Genomic DNA, 22,922 nt, shown 5'->3' with positions numbered 1-22,922 from the left:
TCGCCGCTCTTAGTGAACCATCATGTTGTAGTTGAGGTTCCACATAATCCAGATGGAACCGACTACCAGGATAGCGATGATAATCACGGTAAAGATGAAGGCCGTCATGTTCCAGCCTTCATCGGACTTGGTGTTCATGTGCAGGAAGCAAACCAGATGCACCAGAATCTGAATCACCGCGGTCACCAGGATTGCACCCAGAATAACCGGTTTAGACGCAGAGCCGCTCATCACCATCCAGAACGGAATCACCGTCAGGATGATCGACAGGATGAAACCTGTCATGTAGGTTTTTACGCTACCGTGGGAAGCGCCATGATCGTTTGAATGACTCATTACATCGCCCCCATCAGATATACAACAGAGAACACACAGATCCACACCACGTCCAGGAAGTGCCAGAACAGACTCAGGCACATGATACGGGTACGGTTAGTGCTGGTCAGGCCGCGACGGGATACCTGGAACATCAGTACCGCCATCCAGATCAGACCAGAGGTTACGTGCAGACCGTGGGTACCTACCAGCGCGAAGAACGCGGACAGGAAGCCACTGCGATCCGGGCCGAAGCCTTCCATGATCAGGTGATGGAATTCATAGATTTCCATCCCGATAAATCCAGCACCAAACAACCAGGTCAACGCCAGCCAGGAAACAACCTGGCTCTTGTTGTTTTTGTACATGGCGATAGCCGCCATGCCGTAGGTGATGGAGCTGAATAACAGCAGTGCGGTTTCAACCAGAACGAACGGCAGTTCAAAGATGTCCTTGCCAGCCGGGCCGCCCGCCGTGCCGTTCACCAGAACGGCATAGGTCGCGAACAGACAGCAGAACAGAATGCAATCGCTCATCAGGTAGATCCAGAAACCGAAGACTTTGGTCGGTCCTGTATCGTGGTGCGCATGTTCATGCGCGTGGGCAGTCGAGTGCGCCAGAGTATCAGTTGCCATTTTTCAGCCCCGCTTTAGAAATCTCGTCGAAATGCTGATTTTCCAGCTTCTCAACTTCACGGACTGGTACGTAGTAGTCCACGTCCTCGTCAAAGCTCTTCACAATCCAGCTGATTACGATGCCGGCGAAGCCAACAATCGCCATCCACCAGATGTGCCAGATCATTGCGAAACCAAATACCGTTGCGAAAGCGGCAATGACAATGCCCGCACCGCTGTTTTTCGGCATGTGGATCTCTTCGTAATGAGCAGGTTGCTTGTACGCTTCACCTTTTTCTTTCATTTCCCAGAATGCGTCGCGCTCATGAACCTGCGGCACAATGGCAAAGTTATAGAAAGGAGGTGGAGAAGAGGTCGCCCACTCCAGCGTACGGCCACCCCATGGGTCACCGGTCAGATCACGGTTCTGGTCGCGGTCGCGAATAGACACGTAGAACTGAATCAGCTGAGACGCGATACCACAGGCAATCAGCACGGCGCCGCCCGCTGCAACCATCAGCATTGGGTGGAACTGCGGATCGATCTGCTGGCTCAGACGACGGGTCATACCCATGAAGCCCAGCACGTACAGCGGCATAAATGCCACGAAGAAGCCGATGATCCAGAACCAGAACGCGCGTTTACCCCATTTTTCGTTCAGCGTGAAGCCGAACGCTTTTGGCCACCAGTAGGTTACGCCAGCGAAGCAGCCGAAGACCACGCCACCGATGATAACGTTATGGAAGTGCGCAATCAGGAACAGACTGTTGTGCAGAACGAAGTCAGCACCCGGTACCGCCAGCAGTACGCCGGTCATCCCACCTACGGAGAAGGTGACGATGAAGCCGATGGTCCACAGCATTGCTGAGTGGAACACGATACGGCCCTGGTACATGGTGAACAGCCAGTTGAAGATCTTAACCCCGGTAGGGATTGCGATAATCATGGTAGTAATACCGAAGAAGGCGTTTACGTTCGCGCCTGCACCCATGGTGAAGAAGTGGTGCAGCCAAACGATGAACGACAGAACGGTAATACACACGGTTGCCCACACCAGAGAGGTGTAACCAAACAGACGTTTACGCGAGAAGGTAGCCGCGATTTCGGAGAACACGCCGAAAACAGGCAGAACCAGAATGTACACTTCCGGGTGACCCCAGGCCCAAATCAGGTTGATGTACATCATCATGTTGCCACCCATATCATTCGTGAAGAAATGGGTGCCCAGGTAGCGGTCCAGGGTCAGCAGCGCGATGGTGACGGTCAGAATTGGGAAGGAGGCAATAATCAGGATGTTGGCGCACAGAGATGCCCAGGTAAATACCGGCATCTTGAACATGGTCATGCCAGGGGCACGCATCTTGATAATGGTCACAAAGAAGTTGATACCGGTCAGGGTAGTACCGACACCGGAGAGCTGAAGCGCCCAAATCCAGTAGTCAACGCCAACGCCCGGGCTGTACTCAATTCCTGAAAGCGGTGGGTAAGCCAGCCAGCCGGTCTGTGCGAATTCGCCCACGCCCAGTGACAGGTTAACCAGAATTACGCCGACAACCGTGAACCAGAAGCTCAGGTTGTTCAGGAACGGGAACGCAACGTCGCGCGCGCCGATTTGCAGCGGAACGACAACGTTCATCAGACCGATAACCAGCGGCATCGCCACGAAGAAGATCATGATAACGCCGTGGGCGGTAAAGATCTGATCGTAGTGGTGCGGCGGCAGGAAGCCGGCTTCACCCGCAGAAGCGAGTGCCTGCTGGCTACGCATCATGATCGCATCCGCAAAGCCACGAATTAACATGACGATACCGACGATGCAGTACATGATACCGAGTTTTTTGTGGTCAACCGAAGTCAGCCACTCGTTCCACAGGTAGCTCCACTTACCGAAGTAAGTGATTAAGGCCAGTAAGGCCGCGCCACCAATGATAATTGCAGCCACCGTAACCACGATAATCGGTTCATGGTAGGGCACTGCATCCAGTGTCAATTTTCCGAACATTTTCTTCCTCGGCCCCTTAGTGAGCGGTTTCCGCGTGGCTCATGTCCATGCCTTCCATACCTTCGTGCGCGCTGTGCTCGCCTTCAGGTTGGGTCATGTCCATGCTCTTGCCGTGATCCATAAATTTGCCAATAACGTCTTTGAACAAATCAGGTTTCACGTTAGAGAAGTACTCCACCTTGTTATATTCGCTTGGTGCTGCCACTTTTTCGAACGCCGCCATGTCAGACATGGTGTTTGGAGACTGCTTCGCTTTTTCAACCCACTGGTCGAAAGCGGCACGGTCTGGCGTTGCAATAGCTTTGAACTTCATACCTGAGAAGCCCGGGCCGCTATAGCTGGCGGAGATACCATCATAGGTGCCTGCTTCATTCGCGATCAGGTGCAGGTTAGTCTGCATACCGGCCATCGCGTAAATCTGGCTACCCAGACGTGGGATGAAGAAGGAGTTCATTACGGAGTTGGAGGTCACTTTGAACTGAACCGGAGTGTTCGCCGGGAAGGCGATTTCATTCACGGTAGCAATACCCTGCTCTGGATAGATGAAGAACCATTTCCAGTCCATGGAGACCACTTCAATGGTAATAGGTTTCTCATCGTGAACCAGCGGTTTGCTTGGCTCAAGTGCGTGAGTGGTTTTCCAGGTCAGTACGGCAAGGAACAGGATGATCAGAATAGGTACCGTCCAGACCACAGCTTCCACTTTATTGGAGTGTGACCAGTTAGGGCTATACTTCGCATCTTTATTGCTCGCACGATACTTCCAGGCGAAACCAACAGCCATCAAAATGGCAGGAATAACCACAATCAACATCAGGCCAAAAGCCGTCAATATCAGTGAACGTTGTTCCAGTCCAATCTGTCCTTTGGGGTCTAGTAGTGCAGAATCGCAGCCACTGAGTAATACAGTGCCCGCGAATAATGACAACCATCCCAAACTTTTATTGTATTTCCCGAGTCTCATTTAACGACCTCAATTCCACGGAGTCTGGTGGCGTTTAAAGTGTGCGGGCATTTTACGGGAAGGTTACATTACTGTAAACATCATTAGGCCTGTGTCAGGAAGGTGTTACCGGGTTCTGCCGCACGTGTCACAAGTGTTGCAAATTATGTCGGTCTTTATGACCGAAGCCGCATGGCGTGGGCTTTATAACGAAAGGCCCCCCAAGCATACCTTAAAAGGGGCAATTGGTATAACCATTGTTGAAAATAAACAAAAAATTAACAATTAATTATCAATAAAAAGACATCTAAAAAACGAAAAATCAAACTCTCCTCTGCTGAATCGTTTAATGAAAAATAGCGTTTTGGAAAAGGAGCTAATAATTTCCAAATCCTATCCCGCACAAAACAACAAATATTTTTTTTACCAGTTGTCGGCTATTTCGCCGTTATAATTTCGGTTAGTGATTACAACGGGAAATAACCTTTCGCATTTCTCTTCAGGTCATCTGCGTTTTACGCAACGCCATGAAATCGAGCAGACCCCCGAGCAGGATCCCCGCGACGGCCAGCAGGGCGCCTGCATCCAGCAGAAGGGCTTCGAGAGGGAGCGCCAGTGACGTGCAGGCATTAATAATGAGCACGACAAGCCAGAGTGCCAGCGCAACGCAGCCCACCATTAACAGACGTAAGGCAAAACGGTAGGCGCGATGATATTCGTTACGCGGCATAAAGTGTTCTGTCCGCTGGGTATATTCCAGCGTCTGACGGCAAACCAGCAGCAATAAAATCCCCGGCACGGCCGCCACGACCGAGAAGAGATAAAACGTAGGCCACCCGTGAGCTTCAACAAACCAGCCGGCAATCGGACCCACGTAGACGCGGCCAACGGCGGAGAGCGCCGAGAGCAGAGCGAACTGCGTGGCGGAAAACGACTTGTTGCACAGGGTCATCAGCAGGGCGACAAATGCCGCTGTCCCCATACCGCCACAGAGATTTTCAAAGAACACCGCGGCGGCCATGCTGATCGTATGTTTATCGGTAATTGACAGCAGCCAGTAGCCTGCATTTGAGGCGCCTTGCAGGATGCCGAAGATCAGCAGCGCGCGGAACAGCGTCAGGCGCTGCATCAATACGCCGCCGTAGAGCGCGCCGACGATGGTTGCAAACAGCCCCAGCGTTTTATTCACCACGCCCACTTCACCGGCATCAAAACCGACGCCCCGGATCAGGAAGGTGGTGGTCAGGCTCATCGCAAAGGCATCGCCCAGCTTATAAAGGACGATAAGCAACAGGATCAGCCAGGCGTTGTTGCGGCCAAAGAAGTCGCGCAGCGGTTCGGCGACAGCTTGCTCCAGCGAGCGGGGGACCGGGATGACATCACTCGGCTCGGGTGCAAATAGCGTAGCGATAATGCAGGGGATAAGCAGGGCCGCCATCAGCCAGTACATGCCCTGCCAGCCGAGGTAGCGGTCGGCCAGCCACAGCGCCAGTCCGCCAGAGACCAGCATCCCGAGGCGATAGCCCAGCACGCTGATTGCCGCACCGGCACCGCGCTCTTCCGCAGGTAACACGTCCGTCTTCCAGGCATCAAACACGATATCCTGCGAAGCGGAACAGAAGGCAATCACCACCGCGAGCGCGGCCATCCAGCGTAGCTGCGTGGTGGGCTCAAGAAAACCCATCGCCGCAATGGCCAGCAGCAGCAGGATCTGGGTCATCACTAACCAACCGCGACGCCGTCCCAGGAATGGCGGAGTGTAGCGATCCATGACCGGCGACCACAGGAACTTAAAGACATAGGCCTGACCAACAAGCGAGAAGAAACCGATGGTTTTAAGATCGATGTTCTCGACCGTCATCCACGCCTGAAGCGTGCCGGAAGTGAGCGCGAGGGGTAAACCCGAGGCAAAGCCGAGGATCAGCAGAATGGCTGATTTCGGTTGCTGGAAAATGCGTAAGTAATGACTGGACATGTTCTTATAAAACTGACCCGGCGATATACCGGGTCAGTCAGCAGGATTAACGCGCGTTTTGCTTGATGAAGTCGTGAATGCTGGTGTCCTGCGCCATATCGGCGATGGTATCTGTCAGCACGCTGTTCACGGCGTTAGCAATGTTCTGGTTAGAGGCCTGGAAAGCCCCCTCAACGGAGTAGCTCGCGCGGTAGTTTTTAGTCATCTTGTTGCCATTCTTCGCGGTAGCAATAATGGCGATATCGGCTTTGGTCGCGATGTTGTAGCGCACGTTACCCTGGGAAACGTCAGCGTACAGGTTGTTCACGATGATCTGCAGATCGACCGCGCCGCTTGGGCCAATCATATAGCCGCGAGCCGTCATCTGTTTCTCCAGCACTTCCTGAAGCAGGAAGCGCAGGTCGCGGGACGCGGTGAGCGTAACCTGCTGGTTATCGCGGGTCACTTTTGCCAGCGCCTGATCCTGACGCTGATCGGCACCGTTAATGCTCACGGTGACGCCCATCAGGCTTGGGTCCTGCTGAGGCAGGGTAATTTTTGGTGAGACATCAATGGTGGTAGGCGGGGTAGCACAGCCTGCCAGCATAAAAAGGGCTACCAATGGAAAGAAGAGTTTTTTTAACATTTTAAAGTTCTCACGAATCGTAAGCATAGAGAGAGAAAAATTGCCGCCATCATAACATTGCCAACGGTCAGGGGAAGTAGTCAACGCATGTAAATTCATCGTCTTGTCTGAAAACTGACCAGCTCACCCTTTTTCTTCTCCCGTGAATGACAAAAGGTATGAGTCTCACAGTGAACTTCATTCCTTTGAATGAGAAAATCAGATGAAAGCTAAATATTTGTTGTCTTGATGTAATGGAAACGGTAAAAGCGGCTAACATTTAAAGGGATGGGTGACATCCTGGCGTTGTCGGAGGAGTAATTTCATGATGATACGTGAGCAGATAGAAGATAAATTAAGGGCAGCGTTCAACCCTGTGTTCCTCGAAGTCGTCGACGAAAGCTATCGTCATAACGTGCCGGCAGGTTCTGAAAGCCACTTCAAAGTGGTTCTGGTTAGCGATCGCTTCACGGGAGAACGTTTCCTGAACCGACACCGCTTGATCTACAGCACCTTGACGGAAGAACTCTCCACAACCGTACATGCTCTGGCATTGCATACTTACACCATTAAGGAATGGGAAGGTTTGCAGGATACGGTTTTTGCGTCACCGCCTTGTCGCGGTGCAGGCACCATCGCCTGATAAATCGGATTTGCAACGGCTGGAGCTTTTCCAGTATGTTGCTAACAGATTTCCTCAAAACGGCCTCCGGGCCGTTTTGTTTTGTCTGAGTTTTGAGCGGATGGAGCGATTTTAAGGCTAAAAATAGCCTTAAAGTGTGAAAAAAGCCGCAGCAACATGCCCCAACCGTTCTCGACTCACCTAAGTGATGCCGCTATAATGCCGCGTCTTATTGAATGTCTTCGGGATGATTCTGGCGACAGGGAATGTGAATCTGCACTAAGAGAGCATCCCGGTATAACAGACAGATTCAGAGTTGACCGAGCACTGTGATTTTTTTGAGGTAACAAGATGCAAGTTTCAGTTGAAACCACTCAAGGCCTTGGCCGCCGTGTAACGATTACTATCGCTGCTGACAGCATCGAAACTGCTGTGAAAAGCGAGCTGGTCAACGTAGCAAAAAAAGTACGTATTGACGGCTTCCGTAAGGGCAAAGTACCAATGAATGTTGTTGCTCAGCGTTATGGCGCTTCCGTGCGTCAGGATGTGCTGGGTGAACTGATGAGCCGCAACTTTATCGATGCGATCATCAAAGAAAAAATCAATCCGGCCGGCGCGCCGAACTATGTTCCAGGCGAATACAAGCAGGGTGAAGACTTCACCTACTCCGTAGAGTTCGAAGTGTACCCGGAAGTTGAGCTGAAAGGTCTGGAATCTATCGAAGTTGAAAAACCAGTTGTTTCCGTGACTGACGAAGACGTTGACGGCATGCTGGACACCCTGCGTAAGCAGCAGGCGAACTGGAAAGAGAAAGAAGGCGCTGTTGACGCGGAAGACCGTGTGACCATCGACTTCACCGGTTCTGTAGACGGCGAAGAGTTCGAAGGCGGCAAAGCGTCTGACTTCGTACTGGCAATGGGCCAGGGTCGTATGATCCCAGGCTTCGAAGACGGTATCAAAGGCCACAAAGCGGGCGAAGAGTTCACTATCGACGTGACCTTCCCTGAAGAGTACCACGCTGAAAACCTGAAAGGGAAAGCAGCCAAGTTCGTCATCAACCTGAAGAAAGTTGAAGAGCGCGAACTGCCAGAACTGACTGAAGAATTCATCAAGCGTTTCGGCGTGGAAGATGGTTCTGTTGCGGGCCTGCGTACCGAAGTGCGTAAAAACATGGAGCGCGAGCTGAATGGCGCTGTGCGTAACCGTGTTAAATCTCAGGCGATCGACGGTCTGGTTAAAGCCAACGAAATCGACGTTCCAGCTGCCCTGATCGACAGCGAAATCGACGTGCTGCGCCGTCAGGCTGCACAGCGTTTCGGTGGCAACCAGCAGCAAGCGATGGAACTGCCACGCGAACTGTTCGAAGAGCAAGCTAAACGCCGCGTTGTTGTTGGCCTGCTGCTGGGCGAAGTCATTCGTACCCACGAGCTGAAAGCTGACGAAGAGCGTGTGAAAGGTCTGATCGAAGAGATGGCTTCTGCATACGAAGATCCATCAGAAGTGATCGAGTTCTACGGTAAGAACAAAGAACTGATGGACAACATGCGCAATGTTGCCCTGGAAGAGCAGGCTGTTGAAGCGGTACTGGCGAAAGCGAAAGTCACCGAAAAAGTGACCTCTTTCAACGAACTGATGAACCAGCAGGCGTAATTTCGCCCCAACGGTTTAAAGTTTGAACAGAAAACCCGTTGCCTTGCGGCAGCGGGTTTTTTTTATCGCAGCTTTAGCCCAGGAAGAGTGCTAAAACGCCCTTTCGGTGTTAGCGTAACAACAAAAGGTTGTTATGCTTGAAATAGGGCACTGTGAACCCCATAAGTACGTAATCATGATGAATGAGACTGGCTGATAATCCGTCCGTAAGGTTACAATCAGTACAGCAGGTGTTTTCAATTTTGATCCAGGAGACGGAAATGTCATACAGTGGCGAACGAGATAACTTTGCACCCCATATGGCTCTGGTGCCAATGGTTATTGAACAGACCTCACGTGGTGAGCGTTCTTTTGATATCTATTCCCGTCTGCTCAAGGAACGCGTTATCTTTCTGACAGGCCAGGTGGAAGACCACATGGCTAACCTGATCGTGGCGCAGATGCTGTTTCTGGAAGCGGAAAACCCGGAAAAAGACATTTACCTGTACATTAACTCCCCGGGTGGCGTGATTACAGCAGGTATGTCCATTTATGACACCATGCAATTCATCAAGCCAGATGTAAGCACTATCTGTATGGGTCAGGCTGCATCTATGGGCGCGTTCCTGTTAACAGCAGGGGCTAAAGGTAAGCGTTTCTGCTTGCCTAACTCCCGCGTGATGATTCACCAGCCGCTGGGCGGTTACCAGGGGCAGGCGACGGATATTGAAATCCACGCCCGCGAAATTCTGAAAGTAAAAGCGCGCATGAATGAACTTATGGCGCAGCATACGGGTCAACCACTCGAGCAGATCGAGCGCGATACCGAGCGCGATCGCTTCCTCTCTGCTCCAGAGGCAGTTGAGTACGGCTTAGTCGACTCCGTGTTGACCCATCGTAATTGATGCCCGCGACGCGAGTGTGCCGCTATACTAAGGTAGGGCGGCACTCTGCCTGAGAGCAGCTTGCGTCTTAGAATGGCATTTGCGTCGTCATGTGCGGCACAAAGAACTTAAAAAGAGGTTTGGACTCATGACAGATAAACGCAAAGATGGTTCGGGCAAACTGCTGTACTGCTCTTTTTGCGGCAAAAGCCAGCATGAAGTGCGTAAACTGATTGCCGGGCCGTCCGTGTATATCTGCGACGAATGTGTCGATTTATGTAACGACATCATTCGCGAAGAGATTAAAGAAGTCGCGCCACACCGCGAACGTAGCGCGCTGCCAACGCCGCATGAAATTCGTCATCACCTTGACGACTATGTCATCGGTCAGGAGCAGGCCAAGAAAGTGCTGGCGGTAGCGGTATATAACCACTACAAACGTCTGCGTAACGGCGATACCAGCAATGGCGTAGAACTGGGTAAAAGTAACATTCTGCTTATCGGCCCAACCGGTTCCGGTAAAACGCTGCTGGCTGAAACCCTGGCTCGCCTGCTGGATGTTCCGTTCACCATGGCGGATGCCACCACCCTGACCGAAGCCGGTTATGTGGGTGAGGACGTCGAAAACATCATCCAGAAACTGCTGCAGAAGTGCGATTATGACGTACAGAAAGCCCAGCGTGGGATTGTCTACATCGATGAGATCGACAAGATCTCGCGTAAATCAGACAACCCGTCCATCACCCGCGACGTATCGGGTGAAGGCGTACAGCAGGCACTGCTGAAGCTGATCGAAGGTACGGTTGCTGCCGTTCCGCCGCAGGGAGGTCGTAAACATCCGCAGCAGGAGTTCCTGCAGGTTGATACCTCCAAGATCCTGTTCATCTGTGGTGGTGCGTTTGCCGGTCTGGATAAAGTCATCTCCCACCGTGTTGAAACCGGCTCCGGCATTGGTTTTGGCGCAACGGTGAAATCAACGTCCGAAAAACCGAACGAAGGCGAGCTCCTGTCACAGGTTGAACCAGAAGATCTGATCAAATTTGGCCTGATCCCTGAATTCATCGGCCGTCTGCCGGTTGTGGCAACGCTGAATGAACTGAGTGAAGATGCGCTGATCCAGATCCTGAAAGAGCCGAAAAATGCGCTGACCAAGCAGTATCAGGCGCTGTTCAATCTGGAAGGCGTTGACCTGGAATTCCGTGACGAGGCGCTGGATGCCATTGCCAAAAAAGCAATGATTCGCAAAACCGGCGCGCGCGGCCTGCGTTCTATCGTTGAAGCGGCGCTGCTTGACACCATGTACGATCTGCCGTCGATGGAAGACGTTGAAAAAGTGGTGATTGACGAGTCCGTCATTAGCGGTCAAACCAAGCCGCTGCTGATTTACGGTAAACCGGAAGCGCAGCAGGCATCTGGCGAATAATTCACCAAATCATACAAGCAGTTAATTAAAAAGGGGGGATTTTATCTCCCCTTTACTTTTTCCTTATTCATAGCGTTGAATGTGTGGGAAACATCCCCATATACTGGATACATGTTAATGGTTATGTGAAGCACAGTGACATGACCAGCTTACCTGGCGGACACTAACTAAGAGAGAGCTCTATGAATCCTGAGCGTTCTGAACGCATTGAAATCCCCGTATTGCCGTTGCGCGATGTGGTGGTTTATCCGCACATGGTCATACCCTTATTTGTAGGGCGGGAAAAATCTATCCGTTGCCTCGAAGCCGCTATGGATCATGATAAAAAAATCATGCTGGTGGCGCAGAAAGAAGCATCAACGGATGAGCCGGGTGTAAACGATCTTTTCACCGTCGGGACCGTGGCCTCTATTTTGCAGATGCTGAAGCTGCCTGACGGCACCGTCAAGGTGCTGGTAGAAGGCCTGCAGCGTGCGCGTATTACCACTCTGTCAGACGATGGCGAACACTTCTCTGCGAAGGCAGAGTACCTTGATTCGCCTGAACTTGATGAGCGCGAACAGGAAGTGCTGGTTCGCACCGCGATTAGCCAGTTTGAAGGCTATATCAAGCTGAACAAGAAAATCCCACCAGAAGTGCTGACGTCGCTGAACAGCATCGACGATCCTGCACGTCTGGCGGATACCATCGCTGCCCATATGCCGCTGAAGCTGGCTGACAAACAGTCCGTTCTGGAAATGTCCGACGTTAACGAACGTCTGGAATACCTGATGGCGATGATGGAGTCTGAAATCGATCTGCTGCAGGTTGAGAAGCGTATTCGCAACCGCGTGAAAAAGCAGATGGAGAAATCTCAGCGTGAGTACTATCTGAATGAGCAAATGAAAGCCATTCAGAAAGAACTCGGTGAGATGGACGACGCGCCGGACGAAAACGAAGCGCTGAAGCGCAAGATCGACGCGGCGAAGATGCCAAAAGAGGCGAAAGAGAAAGCGGAAGCTGAATTGCAGAAGCTGAAAATGATGTCTCCGATGTCGGCTGAAGCGACCGTTGTCCGCGGCTACATTGAGTGGATGGTGCAGGTTCCGTGGAACGCCCGCAGCAAGGTCAAAAAAGACCTGCGTCAGGCGCAGGAAATCCTCGATACCGACCACTACGGCCTGGAACGCGTGAAAGACCGCATTCTTGAGTACCTCGCGGTACAAAGCCGTGTGAATAAAATTAAGGGCCCAATTCTGTGCCTGGTAGGGCCGCCGGGGGTGGGTAAAACCTCTCTGGGCCAGTCTATCGCCAAAGCGACCGGACGTAAGTATATCCGTATGGCGCTGGGTGGCGTACGCGATGAAGCGGAAATCCGCGGTCACCGCCGTACCTACATCGGTTCTATGCCGGGTAAACTGATCCAGAAGATGGCGAAAGTGGGCGTTAAAAACCCGCTGTTCCTGCTCGATGAGATCGACAAAATGTCGTCGGACATGCGTGGCGACCCGGCTTCGGCTCTTCTGGAAGTGCTTGATCCAGAACAGAACGTGGCGTTCAGCGATCACTACCTGGAAGTGGATTACGACCTGAGTGACGTCATGTTCGTGGCGACGTCCAACTCCATGAACATTCCGGCTCCGCTGCTGGACCGTATGGAAGTGATCCGTCTCTCCGGTTACACCGAAGATGAGAAGCTGAACATCGCTAAGCAGCACCTGCTGCCGAAGCAGATTGAGCGTAACGCGCTGAAAGCCAACGAGCTGACCGTAGAGGACAGCGCGATTATTGGCATCATCCGCTACTACACCCGCGAAGCGGGCGTGCGTAGCCTTGAGCGTGAAATCTCTAAACTGTGCCGTAAAGCGGTGAAACAGCTGCTGCTGGATAAGAGCCTGAAACACATTGTGATCAACGGCGACAATCTGCATGCCTATCTCGGCGTTCAGCGTTTCGACTACGGTCGCGCGGACAACGAAAACCGCGTTGGTCAGGTGACCGGCCTGGCATGGACGGAAGTGGGCGGCGATCTGCTGACCATCGAAACCGCCTGTGTACCGGGTAAAGGCAAGCTGACCTACACCGGTTCGTTGGGTGAAGTGATGCAGGAATCCATTCAGGCGGCACTGACCGTGGTGCGCGCGCGTGCGGAAAAACTTGGTATTAACCCGGATTTCTACGAAAAACGCGACATCCACGTGCACGTACCTGAAGGGGCGACGCCGAAAGATGGTCCAAGCGCGGGTATTGCCATGTGTACCGCTCTGGTTTCTTGTCTGACCGGTAACCCGGTGCGCGCCGATGTGGCGATGACCGGCGAAATTACGCTACGTGGTCAGGTTCTACCGATTGGTGGCTTAAAAGAAAAACTGCTGGCGGCACATCGCGGTGGGATCAAAACCGTATTGATCCCTTACGAAAACAAACGCGATCTGGAAGAGATTCCGGACAACGTGATTGCCGATCTGCAGATCCATCCTGTGAAGCGAATTGAGGAAGTTCTTAGTCTCGCATTGCAGAATGAACCGTCCGGAATGCAGGTTGTAACCGCAAAATAGTGACCTCGCGCAAAGAGCGTCAATAAAAACAAGGCTGGTAAGTCATTTCGCACTTGCCAGCCTTTTTTTGTATAGCTAATTTAGATTGCTGATTAGGTCAGCCATCAACAACGGGTGTTGTAAGGTCATGGCAGGCCTGATATAACTGCTGCGCGGTCGCGTTGTGAAGGATTCAGGCGCGATATAAATTATAAAGAGAGGAAGAGAACAGTGAATAAATCTCAACTGATTGACAAAATTGCTGCTGGTGCTGATATTTCTAAAGCTGCAGCTGGACGTGCGTTAGATGCATTAATTGCTTCTGTTACTGAATCTCTGCAGGCTGGGGACGACGTTGCACTGGTAGGCTTCGGTACTTTTGCTGTTAAAGAGCGTGCTGCCCGTACTGGCCGCAACCCTCAGACCGGTAAAGAGATCACCATTGCTGCCGCTAAAGTGCCGGGTTTCCGTGCAGGTAAAGCGCTGAAAGACGCAGTAAACTGATTGCTTTCCCGTCTCAGGGAAGCCGTATAGTACAAGGGCGCATCTTCTGATGTGCCTTTTTTGTTTGTCCAGACCTGATTTGTGCGAGTTTATGCGAGTTGTGGGCTGACAATCGCCCCGTTTTCTTGTCACAATACGACCTTACGCGCGACGGGCAGGATTTTCCGTCAGCGTCAGGTAACCAGTCACCTACAGCGGAGTGTTGTTACACCATGATGGACAGCTTACGCACGGCTGCTAACAGTCTCGTGCTCAAGATTATTTTCGGTATCATTATCGTGTCGTTCATATTGACCGGCGTGAGCAGTTACCTTATTGGCGGTGGCGCGAACTATGCCGCAAAAGTGAATGGCCAGGAGATTAGCCGTGGTCAGTTCGAGAATGCTTTTGCCGGTGAACGTAACCGTATGCAGCAACAGCTGGGCGACCAATTCTCTGAACTGGCAGCGAACGAAGGGTACATGAAGACCCTGCGCCAACAGACACTGAACCGTCTTATCGACGAAGCGCTGCTGGATCAGTATGCCAAAAAACTGGGTCTTGGCATCAGCGATGAGCAGGTGAAAAAAGCCATCTTCTCCACGCAGGCCTTCCAGTCTAACGGTAAATTCGACAACGCGCGCTACAACAGCATCGTCAATCAGATGGGCATGACTGCCGATCAATACGCTCAGGCTCTGCGTAATCAACTGACCACCCAGCAGCTCATTAATGCCGTCGTCGGCACCGATTTCATGCTTAAAGGTGAAACGGATGAACTGGCCGCGCTGGTGGCGCAGCAGCGCGTTGTTCGTGAAGCGACGATTGATGTGAACGCTCTGGCGGCGAAACAGCAGGTAAGCGACGCTGACGTTAACGCCTGGTACGAGCAGAACAAGAACACTTTTGTTTCTCCGGAACAGTTCCGTGTGAGCTATATCAAGCTGGATGCGGCTGCGCTGCAGGAAAGCGCGTCTGACGCGGAAATCCAGTCTTACTACGACCAGCATCAGGATCAGTTCACTCAGCCGCAGCGTAACCGCTACAGCGTGATTCAGACCAAAACCGAGGCTGATGCCAAAGCGGTACTGGATGAACTGAACAAAGGCGCTGATTTCGCGACCGTTGCGAAAGCGAAATCCACCGATATTATCTCCGCGAAAAACGGCGGTGATATGGGCTGGCTGGAAGAGGCAACCACGCCGGATGAACTGAAAAATGCCGGTCTGAAAGACAAGGGCCAGCTGTCTGGCGTTATCAAATCCTCCGTTGGTTTCCTGGTTGTCCGTCTGGACGACATCATTGCTGCAAAAACCAAGCCGCTAGCTGAGGTTCGTGATGATATCGCAGCGAAAGTGAAGCAGGAAAAAGCGCTGGATGCCTACTACGCACTGCAGCAGAAAGTGAGCGATGCTGCCAGCAATGACAACGAGTCTCTGGCGGGTGCAGAGCAGGCGGCTGGAGTGAAAGCGGTTGAGACGGGCTGGTTTGGCCGTGACAACCTGCCGGAAGAGCTGAACTTCAAACCGGTTTCTGATGCCATCTTTAACGGTGGACTGGTCGGTGAGAACGGCACGCCAGGCAGTAACTCTGACATCATTACCGTCGATGGCGATCGTGCGTTTGTTCTGCGCGTCAGCGAGCACAAGCCTGAAGCGGTCAAATCGCTGGCGGAAGTGAAGGATCTGGTTGTCGCTCAGGTTAAGCACAACAAAGCGGAACAGCAGGCGAAACTGGATGCTGAGAAGATTCTGGTTGATCTGAAAGCAGGCAAAGAGGACGCGCTCAAAGCGGCGGGCCTGAGCTTCGGTGAAGCGAAAACGCTGAGCCGTACCGGTCAGGATCCTGTCAGTCAGGCGGCGTTTGGTCTGAACCTGCCAGCAAAAGATAAACCAAGCTTCGGCACCACCACCGATATGCAGGGTAACGTCATTCTGCTGGCGCTGGATGAAGTGAAAGCCGGCACCCTGCCAGAAGCGCAGAAGAAAGCGATGGTTCAGGGCATTACTCAGAACAATGCCCAGATTGCTTTCGAAGCCATGATGAGCAACCTGCGTAAAGAAGCCAAAATTAAGCTGGGTGATGTAATAACTCAGCAGCAATAATTACGTATCTGCTCGCAGAATTTCGTAACGCTCTGCAAAAACTAAAGGCCGCTTTCGCGGCCTTTTCCATTTCTGCAATCTGCTGTTTGTGCCTGTTTTCTCCGGCGGCTATCGTGACGTGGCTGTCAACACACAAGGAGATAACAGCATGAAACGTGGAATCAAAGCACTGTTAATTACGCTGGCTATTGCCACCACCGGGATGAGCGCTGGCGCGCTGGCGGCGACACCTGCCGCCAAACCACAGACGGTACAGAGCAAGACCGACGCAGCCGCGCCGGTGCAGGGACAAACCAAAGCGACTGACGCCGGTAAAAACGTGGATGATGACGGTACGCGGGTGAGTATCAATTCGGCCTCTGCAGAAGACCTGGCCCGCGCGATGAATGGTGTCGGCCTGAAAAAAGCGCAGGCCATCGTCAGCTACCGGGAAGAGTATGGTCCTTTCAAAACTGTCGACGATCTCAAACAGGTTCCGGGTATGGGCAGCGCGCTGGTTGAGCGCAACCTCTCACACCTGACGTTGTAATCTCACATTTACTTGCACTGCAGCGATAATTTGCCAGGATAAAGAGGTCATACCAGTTATGACCTCTAATCCTACAATAACAGTAAAGGCTATTGCGCTATGCAGACAAAAATCAAAGTACGCGGTTTTCACCTCGACGTTTACCAGCATGTGAACAATGCCCGCTATCTTGAGTTTCTTGAAGAAGCGCGCTGGGACGGGCTCGAAAATAGCGAAAGCTTTCAGTGGCTGACCGCGCACAACATCGCGTTCGTGGTCGTCAATATCAACATCAACTACCGCCGTCCGGCCGTGCTGGGTGATGTGCTTACCGTGACCAGTCAGGTACAGCAGCTAAGTGGCAAAAGCGGGGTGTTAAGCCAGGTGGTAACGCTCGATCCAGAAGGGCAGGTAGTGGCTGATGCGCTGATTACGTTTGTCTGTATCGATCTGAAAACCCAGAAGGCGCTACCGCTTGAAGGGGAGTTACGGGAAAAGCTGGAACTGATGATCGCTTAGAAATTCTGTCTTTTATAAAAGACAAAAGGACTTTTCAGGGATAGAATAATGGACAGGGACTACGTTGTTGAACGTTACCGAACCCGTGACGGAAAAATTCCGTTCGAGGAGTGGGTAGCAAATATGAGGCGAAAGGATCCGGAGCTAGCGTTTCGGATCCTTCTGCGAATTGACCGTGCTGAGAAAGGGAATTTCGGCGATTACCGATATCTCAGAGAGGGTGTCTGGGAATTGAAAATTGATTGTGGTCCCGGCTATCGAATCTATTTTGCAGTACAACATCGGAAGATCCTATTGTTGCTGATCGGCGGTGACAAAAAGAGTCAAAAGGCTGATGTGAAACTGGCAATAGATTACTGGAATGAGCATCAAAAGGATAAATCCGATGAGCAAGAGCCAACAAAAATTTTCTAGTTCCGTCAGCCATGATGAAGCCGTTGTAAAAATGCTTCGTGAAAACCCTTCCTACGCCCAGCTATACCTGCAGGTTGCGTTAGATGAGATTTATGAAGATCAGGGGATCCCTGCATATTTAATCGCGTTAAGACGCGTCATCGAATCCCGCGGCGGCATAGGTGAAATTGCTACTAAATCGGGTCTTTCCCGTCAGCAGCTGTACCGAACCTTGTCTAATAACGGCAACCCAACGCTGACGACGTTAATGAAAGTCACGCGTGCTGCCGGCGTAAAACTGTTCGACAGCACGGTTAAATAGCCCTATTTTAGCCCGGTTTTTTTCTGCATCGCGGCCATCACGCCGACTTTATCGGCAAGATAATGATTCAGCCCGTTAGCGCGCAGGTTACAGGCGGCGCACTGGCCGCAACCGTCGCCTTTGATGCCGTTATAGCAGGTGAGGGTATCGCTGCGAACCAAATCCAGCTTGCCCCAGTAGTCCGCCAGCGCCCAGGTTTCTGCTTTATCCAGCCACATCAGAGGGGTTTCAAAGCGCGTATCTTTCGCCATCCCCAGATTGACGGCGTGGTTCAACGCTTTCACAAACTCGTCGCGACAGTCCGGGTAACCGGAGAAGTCGGTTTCACATACGCCGGTTATTACCGCTTCGGCTTTTACCTGGTAGGCGTAAATCGCCGTCAGGGTCAGGAAGAGGATATTACGGCCCGGCACAAAGGTGTTCGGAATGCCGCTGGCATCGGGTTCGTAGTCCGGGACGGGAATGCTGTCGCGGGTGAGGCTGCTAACGGCCAGCTCATTTAACAGCGTAACATCCAGTACCTTGTGCGCGCGTGCGCCCAGTTTCAGGGCCAGTTCACGGGCGACGTCGATTTCAGCGCGATGACGCTGACCATAATCGAAAGTAACACAGTGAACTTCATCATACTGATGAAGGGCCTGGACCAGGCAGGTAGTAGAGTCTTGTCCTCCGCTGAACACGACGACGGCACGTTTCATAAATCATCTCAACAGTTACGGTAAAAGCGTTATGTTACCGCCTGACCACGACGGCGACCAGCTTCTTCACGATTTGGGGGCGGGCAGCCAGGCTTCGGTAAAATCAAACCAGCCTCGGGTGTTGAGGCGTATGCCGTTGACCCCCGGCGGGGCGCTGATTTGATACTGGTAGTTAAACAGCGGTGTAATGACCGCGTTTTCCATAAGCTGGCTAAAAATGGCTTTCAGGCCAGCATGCCGATCCTGTTCATCGGCCTGAGTCTGTACCGCATCCAGGGTGGCCTGTAGATGAGCGTATTGAGGCGCGCTCAGCAGGTGTGGCCAGAGAGCATCACAGCGCAGCCACTGCTCAAGCGTGTATTCCGGGGCTTCGCCAATCAGCCTGTCGCCCATCATCATGTCCGCGTCTGCCAGTTGCTGGCATCCATCCCAGGTTTTCGCATCGTAAAAGATAACCGTAAGCGCGCAGCCCAGTTGTGCAAGGTACTGTTTTAGCTGTCGGGCCATCGTGTGTAACTCAACCGGCAAATGGTAAATCAGGGTTAATTTCTTCGGCAGAGGGACATGCGTTAAATCCGGCCACTGGGGGATCGCCCAGCCGGGCAGTAACTCCTCCGTTGGGTTAATCAGCCCTTCGTTTAGCCCAAGCGTATGCAGAAGCGATGAGAGATGAATGATATTGATGAGCCGCCGCGCCTGAATTTCACTCAGGCGCGGGCTTTGCTTCAGGGTGAGATAACAAAAGCCCAGACTGGTGCTGTTGGTGACCAGGCGCAGGCTCTCAAGTTCATCCGGCTCACCAATGGCAATCTGCACCGGATGACGACAGCTGGTACCCAGCCCAGAGTCAAACAGCGTCGGCGTGATCCAGTATTCGATAGCCTTAAGCAGCGGATGGCTGAGATGGTACTGTTCGTGGCTTTCCAGACGAACCAGGTCGGGTTCATACACGCTGAGTCTGAAGGGCCCGCTGCCCGTCATAGGCTGTTCGGGATGGGCAAGACGGCTGCAGTAAGTGGCCAGGCGGTGTGCCAGCCAGTAATCCGGCTGGTGCAAGGTAAATGTCAGACACTGAGGATGAGTGACGTCAACGCGTAAGACGCTCTGGAACAGCTTACGCAGGGCGGGCAGGGCAAAAAGCGCGGTCAGGCTCTGCTGAAGCTGTCCGGTCTCGACCTTATCGCCGTTATGCCAGTGCAGGGTGGATCGAATATAAAAATGCCAGCGCAGGCCGTCATCCGAGACCTCCCAGTGATGGGCGAGATCGCCCGTGGGTTCACTGGAGCTGCCGTGAAAGCGCGTCAGCCCGGAAAAGATCTGTCCGGCCAGATGCTGTTCCGCCCGACCGGGCAGAAAACCCGGATGAAGCGGGTCCAGAGAGCGGTAATAGGGGATGCGCAGCGTCGGCGTGTCGTTTTGCCACTGCCCGCCTAAAAACGGATGCAGCAATGACCGCAGCGCGTCTGGTGCAAGCTGGGCCAGCTCAAGCGCGTTGTGCTGCTGTCCACGCTTTAACGCCTCTTCCATCATCGCATTGCGCAGCGACTCTGGGGTGACATGGAACGTCAGTTCACCTCGTTTTCCGCGACCAGACTGCGCTCGCCAGCTTAGCCAGCCCGCTTCCTGGGCCTGACGCAGCAGCGTTCGAACATGCCGCTCGCTACAAAAACAGCGGGCCGCCAGCTCGCTGATGGTGACCTGCTGCGTCGCACCCTCGGACGGCTGCCAGAGGCGATGATACTGATTAAGTCGATTAAGCTGGCGCATGAGAAACCCTGAACAATAATTATCATCTATTCACTATTACTTCCGTATATCTCACACGATACTGATGCACAAGTTAATCGCATCACATTTCGGGAGTAATCATGGCTCGGCTCGCTGCATTTGATATGGACGGTACGCTGTTAATGCCGGATCACCGTTTGGGGGAGAAAACCCTGAACACGCTGAAGCGTCTGCGCGAGCGTGATGTCACCCTGACATTTGCTACCGGGCGTCATGTGCTGGAAATGCGTCATCTGCTGGGCGCGTTTTCCCTCGACGCCTTTCTGATCACCGGCAACGGGACGCGAATTCATTCTGTAGAAGGCGATGTGCTGCACCGTCAGGATCTCAACCCGGAAGTGGCGGATATCGTGCTGCACAGCACCTGGGACACCCAGGCCAGCATCCACGTCTTTAACGATCGGGGCTGGTTCACCGGGCGTGAAATTCCGGAACTGCTGCATGCGCATGTCTACAGCGGTTTTAAATACCAGCTTATCGACCTGCGTCGGATCCCCGCCCATGCGGTGACCAAGATCTGCTTCTGCGGCGATCATGACGATCTCTGCCGCTTACGCATTCAGCTGAATGAGGCGCTGGGTAATCGGGCGCACCTGACCTTCTCGGCGGTGGATTGTCTGGAGGTGTTACCTGTGGGCTGTAACAAAGGTTCCGCCCTGGCGGTACTGAGCGACCACCTGGGCTTAACGCTGCAGGACTGTATGGCGTTTGGCGACGCCATGAACGACCGGGAGATGCTGGGCAGCGTCGGCCGCGGTCTGATTATGGGAAATGCGATGGCGCAGCTAAAAGCAGAACTTCCCCATCTGCCGGTTATTGGGCACTGCGGTAACGAAGCGGTGTCCCATTTTTTGACGCATTGGCTGGACAATAACAACCTCCCATATTCCCCCGAATAGTGAGACCCTTCCAGCAAGCCAGACCCCGGTCTGGCTTTTTTTATTTCAGCAGCTCTGCAATCCGGGCTTTCCACGGGGCGATATCGCCGATGTTGGCCTGCACCCACTCCGCATTGTAGTAGGTTTCCAGGTAGCGTTCGCCGCTGTCGCACAGCAGCGTGACGATAGAGCCGGTGCGGCCCTCTTCGCGCATGCGTGCGGCAAGCTGCAGTGCGCCCCACATATTTGTGCCCGTCGATGCGCCGACTTTGCGGCCCAGCTGCGTCTCCAGCCAGTGCGCCGTTGCCACGCTTGCGGCATCCGGCACGCGCATCATCTCATCCACTACGTCCGGGATGAACGATGGTTCAACGCGCGGGCGGCCAATCCCTTCAATTTTACTGCCTACCGGGCTGCGCAGACCAGCATCGCGGTTTTGCCAGTAGTCGAGGAACACGGAGTTCTGCGGATCAACCACCATCAGCTGGGTATCATAGCCCTGACAGCGAATGTAACGTCCAATAGTGGCAGACGTGCCGCCCGTCCCGGCGCTCATTACAATGTACGACGGAACCGGGTGCGGCTCGTGGGTCATCTGGCGGAAGATACTGTCGGCAATGTTGTTATTGCCGCGCCAGTCCGTCGCGCGCTCGGCGAAGGTAAACTGGTCCATATAGTGGCCGTTGAGCTCGCGGGCCAGCATTTCGGAAGCGGCGTAGATTTCGCAGGCGCTTTCCACAAAGTGGCAGCGACCGCCGTAAAATTCGATCTGTTCGATTTTGCGTCTGGCAGTGCAGGAAGGCATCACCGCGATAAACGGTAGGCCCAGCAGGCGAGCAAAATAGGCTTCGGACACCGCCGTTGAACCGGATGAGGATTCAATGATAGTGGTGCCTTCTTTAATCCAGCCGTTACATAAACCGTATAAAAACAGTGAGCGCGCCAGACGATGCTTCAGGCTGCCGGTAGGATGGGTGCTTTCATCTTTCAGATAGAGCTGAATACCGTCAAATCCCGGCAGGGAAAGGCGAATCAGGTGCGTATCTGCCGAGCGCTGATAGTCGGCATTGATTTCGCTGATCGCATGTTTAACCCAAGTGCTATTCATCGTAGTTATCCGTTTGTCATTTTGTGCCTAGGATAGCGAAAAGCACAGAAAAAATTGTTGCTATCTGGCCTTTAAAATAGAATGAAGGGAGAAAAATTTTCTCTATGAGGTGGCTATGCTAGATAAAATTGACCGCAAGCTCCTTTCATTACTGCAAAGTGACTGTACCCTCTCTTTGCAGGCGCTGGCAGATGCCGTTAATCTGACCACCACGCCGTGCTGGAAGCGCCTCAAGAAGCTTGAGGATGACGGTATTCTTCTGGGACGCGTCGCGTTATTGGATCCAGAAAAACTGGGGCTTGGATTAACGGCGTTTGTCCTGATAAAAACTCAGCATCACAGCAGCGAGTGGTATAGCCGCTTTGTCACGCAGGTGTCCGAAATGCCAGAGGTGCTCGGCTTCTGGCGTATGGCCGGCGAGTACGATTACCTGATGCGCGTTCAGGTCGCAGACATGAAGCGCTATGATGATTTCTACAAGCGACTGGTGAACAGCGTACCGGGGTTATCGGACGTCACTTCGAGCTTCGCCATGGAACAGATTAAATACACCACAGCGTTACCTATTGAATAACTTCGTAAAATACCTTCAG

22 protein-coding genes are annotated in these 22,922 nt (G+C 52.8%); 13 read left to right on the top strand and 9 right to left on the bottom strand.

Annotation, left to right across the window (positions count from 1 at the left end; all coding sequences use genetic code 11):
- Nucleotides 1-9: 9 nt before the first annotated feature.
- The 6 genes from ABR39_RS13065 to ABR39_RS13040 form a co-directional block, all read right to left on the bottom strand.
- The gene (locus ABR39_RS13065; protein WP_006176899.1) at nt 10-336 is read right to left on the bottom strand and encodes a cytochrome o ubiquinol oxidase subunit IV; all 327 of its coding nucleotides are present in this window, start codon (nt 334-336) and stop codon (nt 10-12) included.
- Nucleotides 336-950 carry a cytochrome o ubiquinol oxidase subunit III gene (locus ABR39_RS13060; RefSeq protein WP_047347281.1) on the bottom strand — a complete coding sequence of 205 codons (615 nt, stop codon included), beginning with the start codon at nt 948-950 and terminating at the stop codon, nt 336-338. The genes ABR39_RS13065 and ABR39_RS13060 overlap by 1 nt, the downstream gene beginning before the upstream one ends.
- Nucleotides 940-2,931 (bottom strand): cytochrome o ubiquinol oxidase subunit I, encoded by a 1,992-nt coding sequence (cyoB, locus tag ABR39_RS13055; RefSeq protein ID WP_014168864.1) that lies wholly within the window; start codon nt 2,929-2,931, stop codon nt 940-942. Before cyoB ends, ABR39_RS13060 begins: the two co-directional genes overlap by 11 nt.
- Before the next feature lie 16 nt (nt 2,932-2,947).
- Nucleotides 2,948-3,895: a cytochrome o ubiquinol oxidase subunit II gene (cyoA, locus tag ABR39_RS13050; protein ID WP_014882770.1), complete on the bottom strand. Its 948-nt coding sequence runs from the start codon at nt 3,893-3,895 to the stop codon at nt 2,948-2,950.
- 478 nt (nt 3,896-4,373) lie between these two features.
- Nucleotides 4,374-5,849 (bottom strand): muropeptide MFS transporter AmpG, encoded by a 1,476-nt coding sequence (gene ampG / locus ABR39_RS13045; protein ID WP_047347280.1) that lies wholly within the window; start codon nt 5,847-5,849, stop codon nt 4,374-4,376.
- A 46-nt stretch (nt 5,850-5,895) separates the two neighbouring features.
- Nucleotides 5,896-6,474 carry a lipoprotein gene (locus tag ABR39_RS13040; protein ID WP_023310568.1) on the bottom strand — a complete coding sequence of 193 codons (579 nt, stop codon included), beginning with the start codon at nt 6,472-6,474 and terminating at the stop codon, nt 5,896-5,898.
- A gap of 304 nt (nt 6,475-6,778) precedes the next feature.
- Here ABR39_RS13040 and bolA point away from each other — a divergent pair, with 304 nt between their 5' ends.
- The 11 genes from bolA to ABR39_RS12985 all read left to right on the top strand — a co-directional run bounded on the left by bolA (nt 6,779) and on the right by ABR39_RS12985 (nt 17,857).
- Nucleotides 6,779-7,096: a transcriptional regulator BolA gene (gene bolA, locus ABR39_RS13035; protein ID WP_013095855.1), complete on the top strand. Its 318-nt coding sequence runs from the start codon at nt 6,779-6,781 to the stop codon at nt 7,094-7,096.
- Between the two features lie 330 nt (nt 7,097-7,426).
- Nucleotides 7,427-8,725 carry a trigger factor gene (gene tig, locus ABR39_RS13030; protein ID WP_047347279.1) on the top strand — a complete coding sequence of 433 codons (1,299 nt, stop codon included), beginning with the start codon at nt 7,427-7,429 and terminating at the stop codon, nt 8,723-8,725.
- Between the two features lie 260 nt (nt 8,726-8,985).
- Nucleotides 8,986-9,609, top strand: coding sequence for an ATP-dependent Clp endopeptidase proteolytic subunit ClpP (clpP, locus tag ABR39_RS13025; RefSeq protein ID WP_010428105.1), 624 nt, complete (start codon nt 8,986-8,988; stop codon nt 9,607-9,609).
- A gap of 127 nt (nt 9,610-9,736) precedes the next feature.
- Nucleotides 9,737-11,011, top strand: coding sequence for an ATP-dependent protease ATP-binding subunit ClpX (gene clpX / locus ABR39_RS13020; RefSeq protein ID WP_024906819.1), 1,275 nt, complete (start codon nt 9,737-9,739; stop codon nt 11,009-11,011).
- A gap of 182 nt (nt 11,012-11,193) precedes the next feature.
- A complete protein-coding gene (gene lon, locus ABR39_RS13015) occupies nt 11,194-13,548 on the top strand; it encodes an endopeptidase La (protein ID WP_023334706.1) in 2,355 nt (784 codons plus the stop codon).
- 210 nt (nt 13,549-13,758) lie between these two features.
- On the top strand, nt 13,759-14,031 hold the full coding sequence (gene hupB / locus ABR39_RS13010; protein WP_002444653.1) for a nucleoid-associated protein HU-beta: 273 nt from the start codon (nt 13,759-13,761) through the stop codon (nt 14,029-14,031).
- Nucleotides 14,032-14,243: 212 nt separating this feature from the next.
- Nucleotides 14,244-16,115 carry a peptidylprolyl isomerase gene (gene ppiD / locus ABR39_RS13005; protein WP_047347278.1) on the top strand — a complete coding sequence of 624 codons (1,872 nt, stop codon included), beginning with the start codon at nt 14,244-14,246 and terminating at the stop codon, nt 16,113-16,115.
- Nucleotides 16,116-16,263: 148 nt separating this feature from the next.
- Nucleotides 16,264-16,644 carry a helix-hairpin-helix domain-containing protein gene (locus tag ABR39_RS13000; RefSeq protein ID WP_047347277.1) on the top strand — a complete coding sequence of 127 codons (381 nt, stop codon included), beginning with the start codon at nt 16,264-16,266 and terminating at the stop codon, nt 16,642-16,644.
- Between the two features lie 99 nt (nt 16,645-16,743).
- Nucleotides 16,744-17,142, top strand: coding sequence for a YbgC/FadM family acyl-CoA thioesterase (locus tag ABR39_RS12995; RefSeq protein WP_047347276.1), 399 nt, complete (start codon nt 16,744-16,746; stop codon nt 17,140-17,142).
- A gap of 48 nt (nt 17,143-17,190) precedes the next feature.
- Entirely contained in the window at nt 17,191-17,556 is a 366-nt protein-coding gene (locus ABR39_RS12990) for a type II toxin-antitoxin system RelE/ParE family toxin (RefSeq protein ID WP_047347275.1), read from the top strand.
- On the top strand, nt 17,528-17,857 hold the full coding sequence (locus ABR39_RS12985; protein ID WP_082132648.1) for a DNA-binding protein: 330 nt from the start codon (nt 17,528-17,530) through the stop codon (nt 17,855-17,857). The genes ABR39_RS12990 and ABR39_RS12985 overlap by 29 nt, the downstream gene beginning before the upstream one ends.
- 2 nt (nt 17,858-17,859) lie before the next feature.
- Here the strand turns inward: ABR39_RS12985 and queC are convergent, their stop codons facing one another.
- Both queC and ABR39_RS12975 read right to left on the bottom strand, forming a co-directional pair.
- Nucleotides 17,860-18,555: a 7-cyano-7-deazaguanine synthase QueC gene (gene queC, locus ABR39_RS12980; RefSeq protein WP_047347273.1), complete on the bottom strand. Its 696-nt coding sequence runs from the start codon at nt 18,553-18,555 to the stop codon at nt 17,860-17,862.
- Between the two features lie 66 nt (nt 18,556-18,621).
- Complete coding sequence (locus ABR39_RS12975; RefSeq protein ID WP_047347272.1) at nt 18,622-20,322, bottom strand: SgrR family transcriptional regulator; 1,701 nt, start codon at nt 20,320-20,322, stop codon at nt 18,622-18,624.
- Nucleotides 20,323-20,423: 101 nt separating this feature from the next.
- On the opposite strand from ABR39_RS12975, the gene cof reads away from it, so the two are divergent.
- Nucleotides 20,424-21,242: an HMP-PP phosphatase gene (gene cof / locus ABR39_RS12970; protein ID WP_047347271.1), complete on the top strand. Its 819-nt coding sequence runs from the start codon at nt 20,424-20,426 to the stop codon at nt 21,240-21,242.
- A 40-nt stretch (nt 21,243-21,282) separates the two neighbouring features.
- On the opposite strand, the gene ABR39_RS12965 is transcribed toward cof, so the two are convergent.
- Nucleotides 21,283-22,329, bottom strand: a complete 1,047-nt coding sequence (locus ABR39_RS12965) for a PLP-dependent cysteine synthase family protein (RefSeq protein WP_047347270.1) — start codon at nt 22,327-22,329, stop codon at nt 21,283-21,285.
- A 115-nt stretch (nt 22,330-22,444) separates the two neighbouring features.
- Here ABR39_RS12965 and ABR39_RS12960 point away from each other — a divergent pair, with 115 nt between their 5' ends.
- Entirely contained in the window at nt 22,445-22,903 is a 459-nt protein-coding gene (locus ABR39_RS12960) for an Lrp/AsnC family transcriptional regulator (protein ID WP_047347269.1), read from the top strand.
- Nucleotides 22,904-22,922 lie beyond the last annotated feature (19 nt).

Origin of the sequence: Enterobacter genomosp. O (genome assembly GCF_001022965.1) — a bacterium.
Lineage (GTDB): Bacteria > Pseudomonadota > Gammaproteobacteria > Enterobacterales > Enterobacteriaceae > Enterobacter > Enterobacter cloacae_L.
The sequence above is the reverse complement of the archived record's forward strand: the minus strand, read 5'-3'. Positions and strand labels throughout refer to the sequence as shown.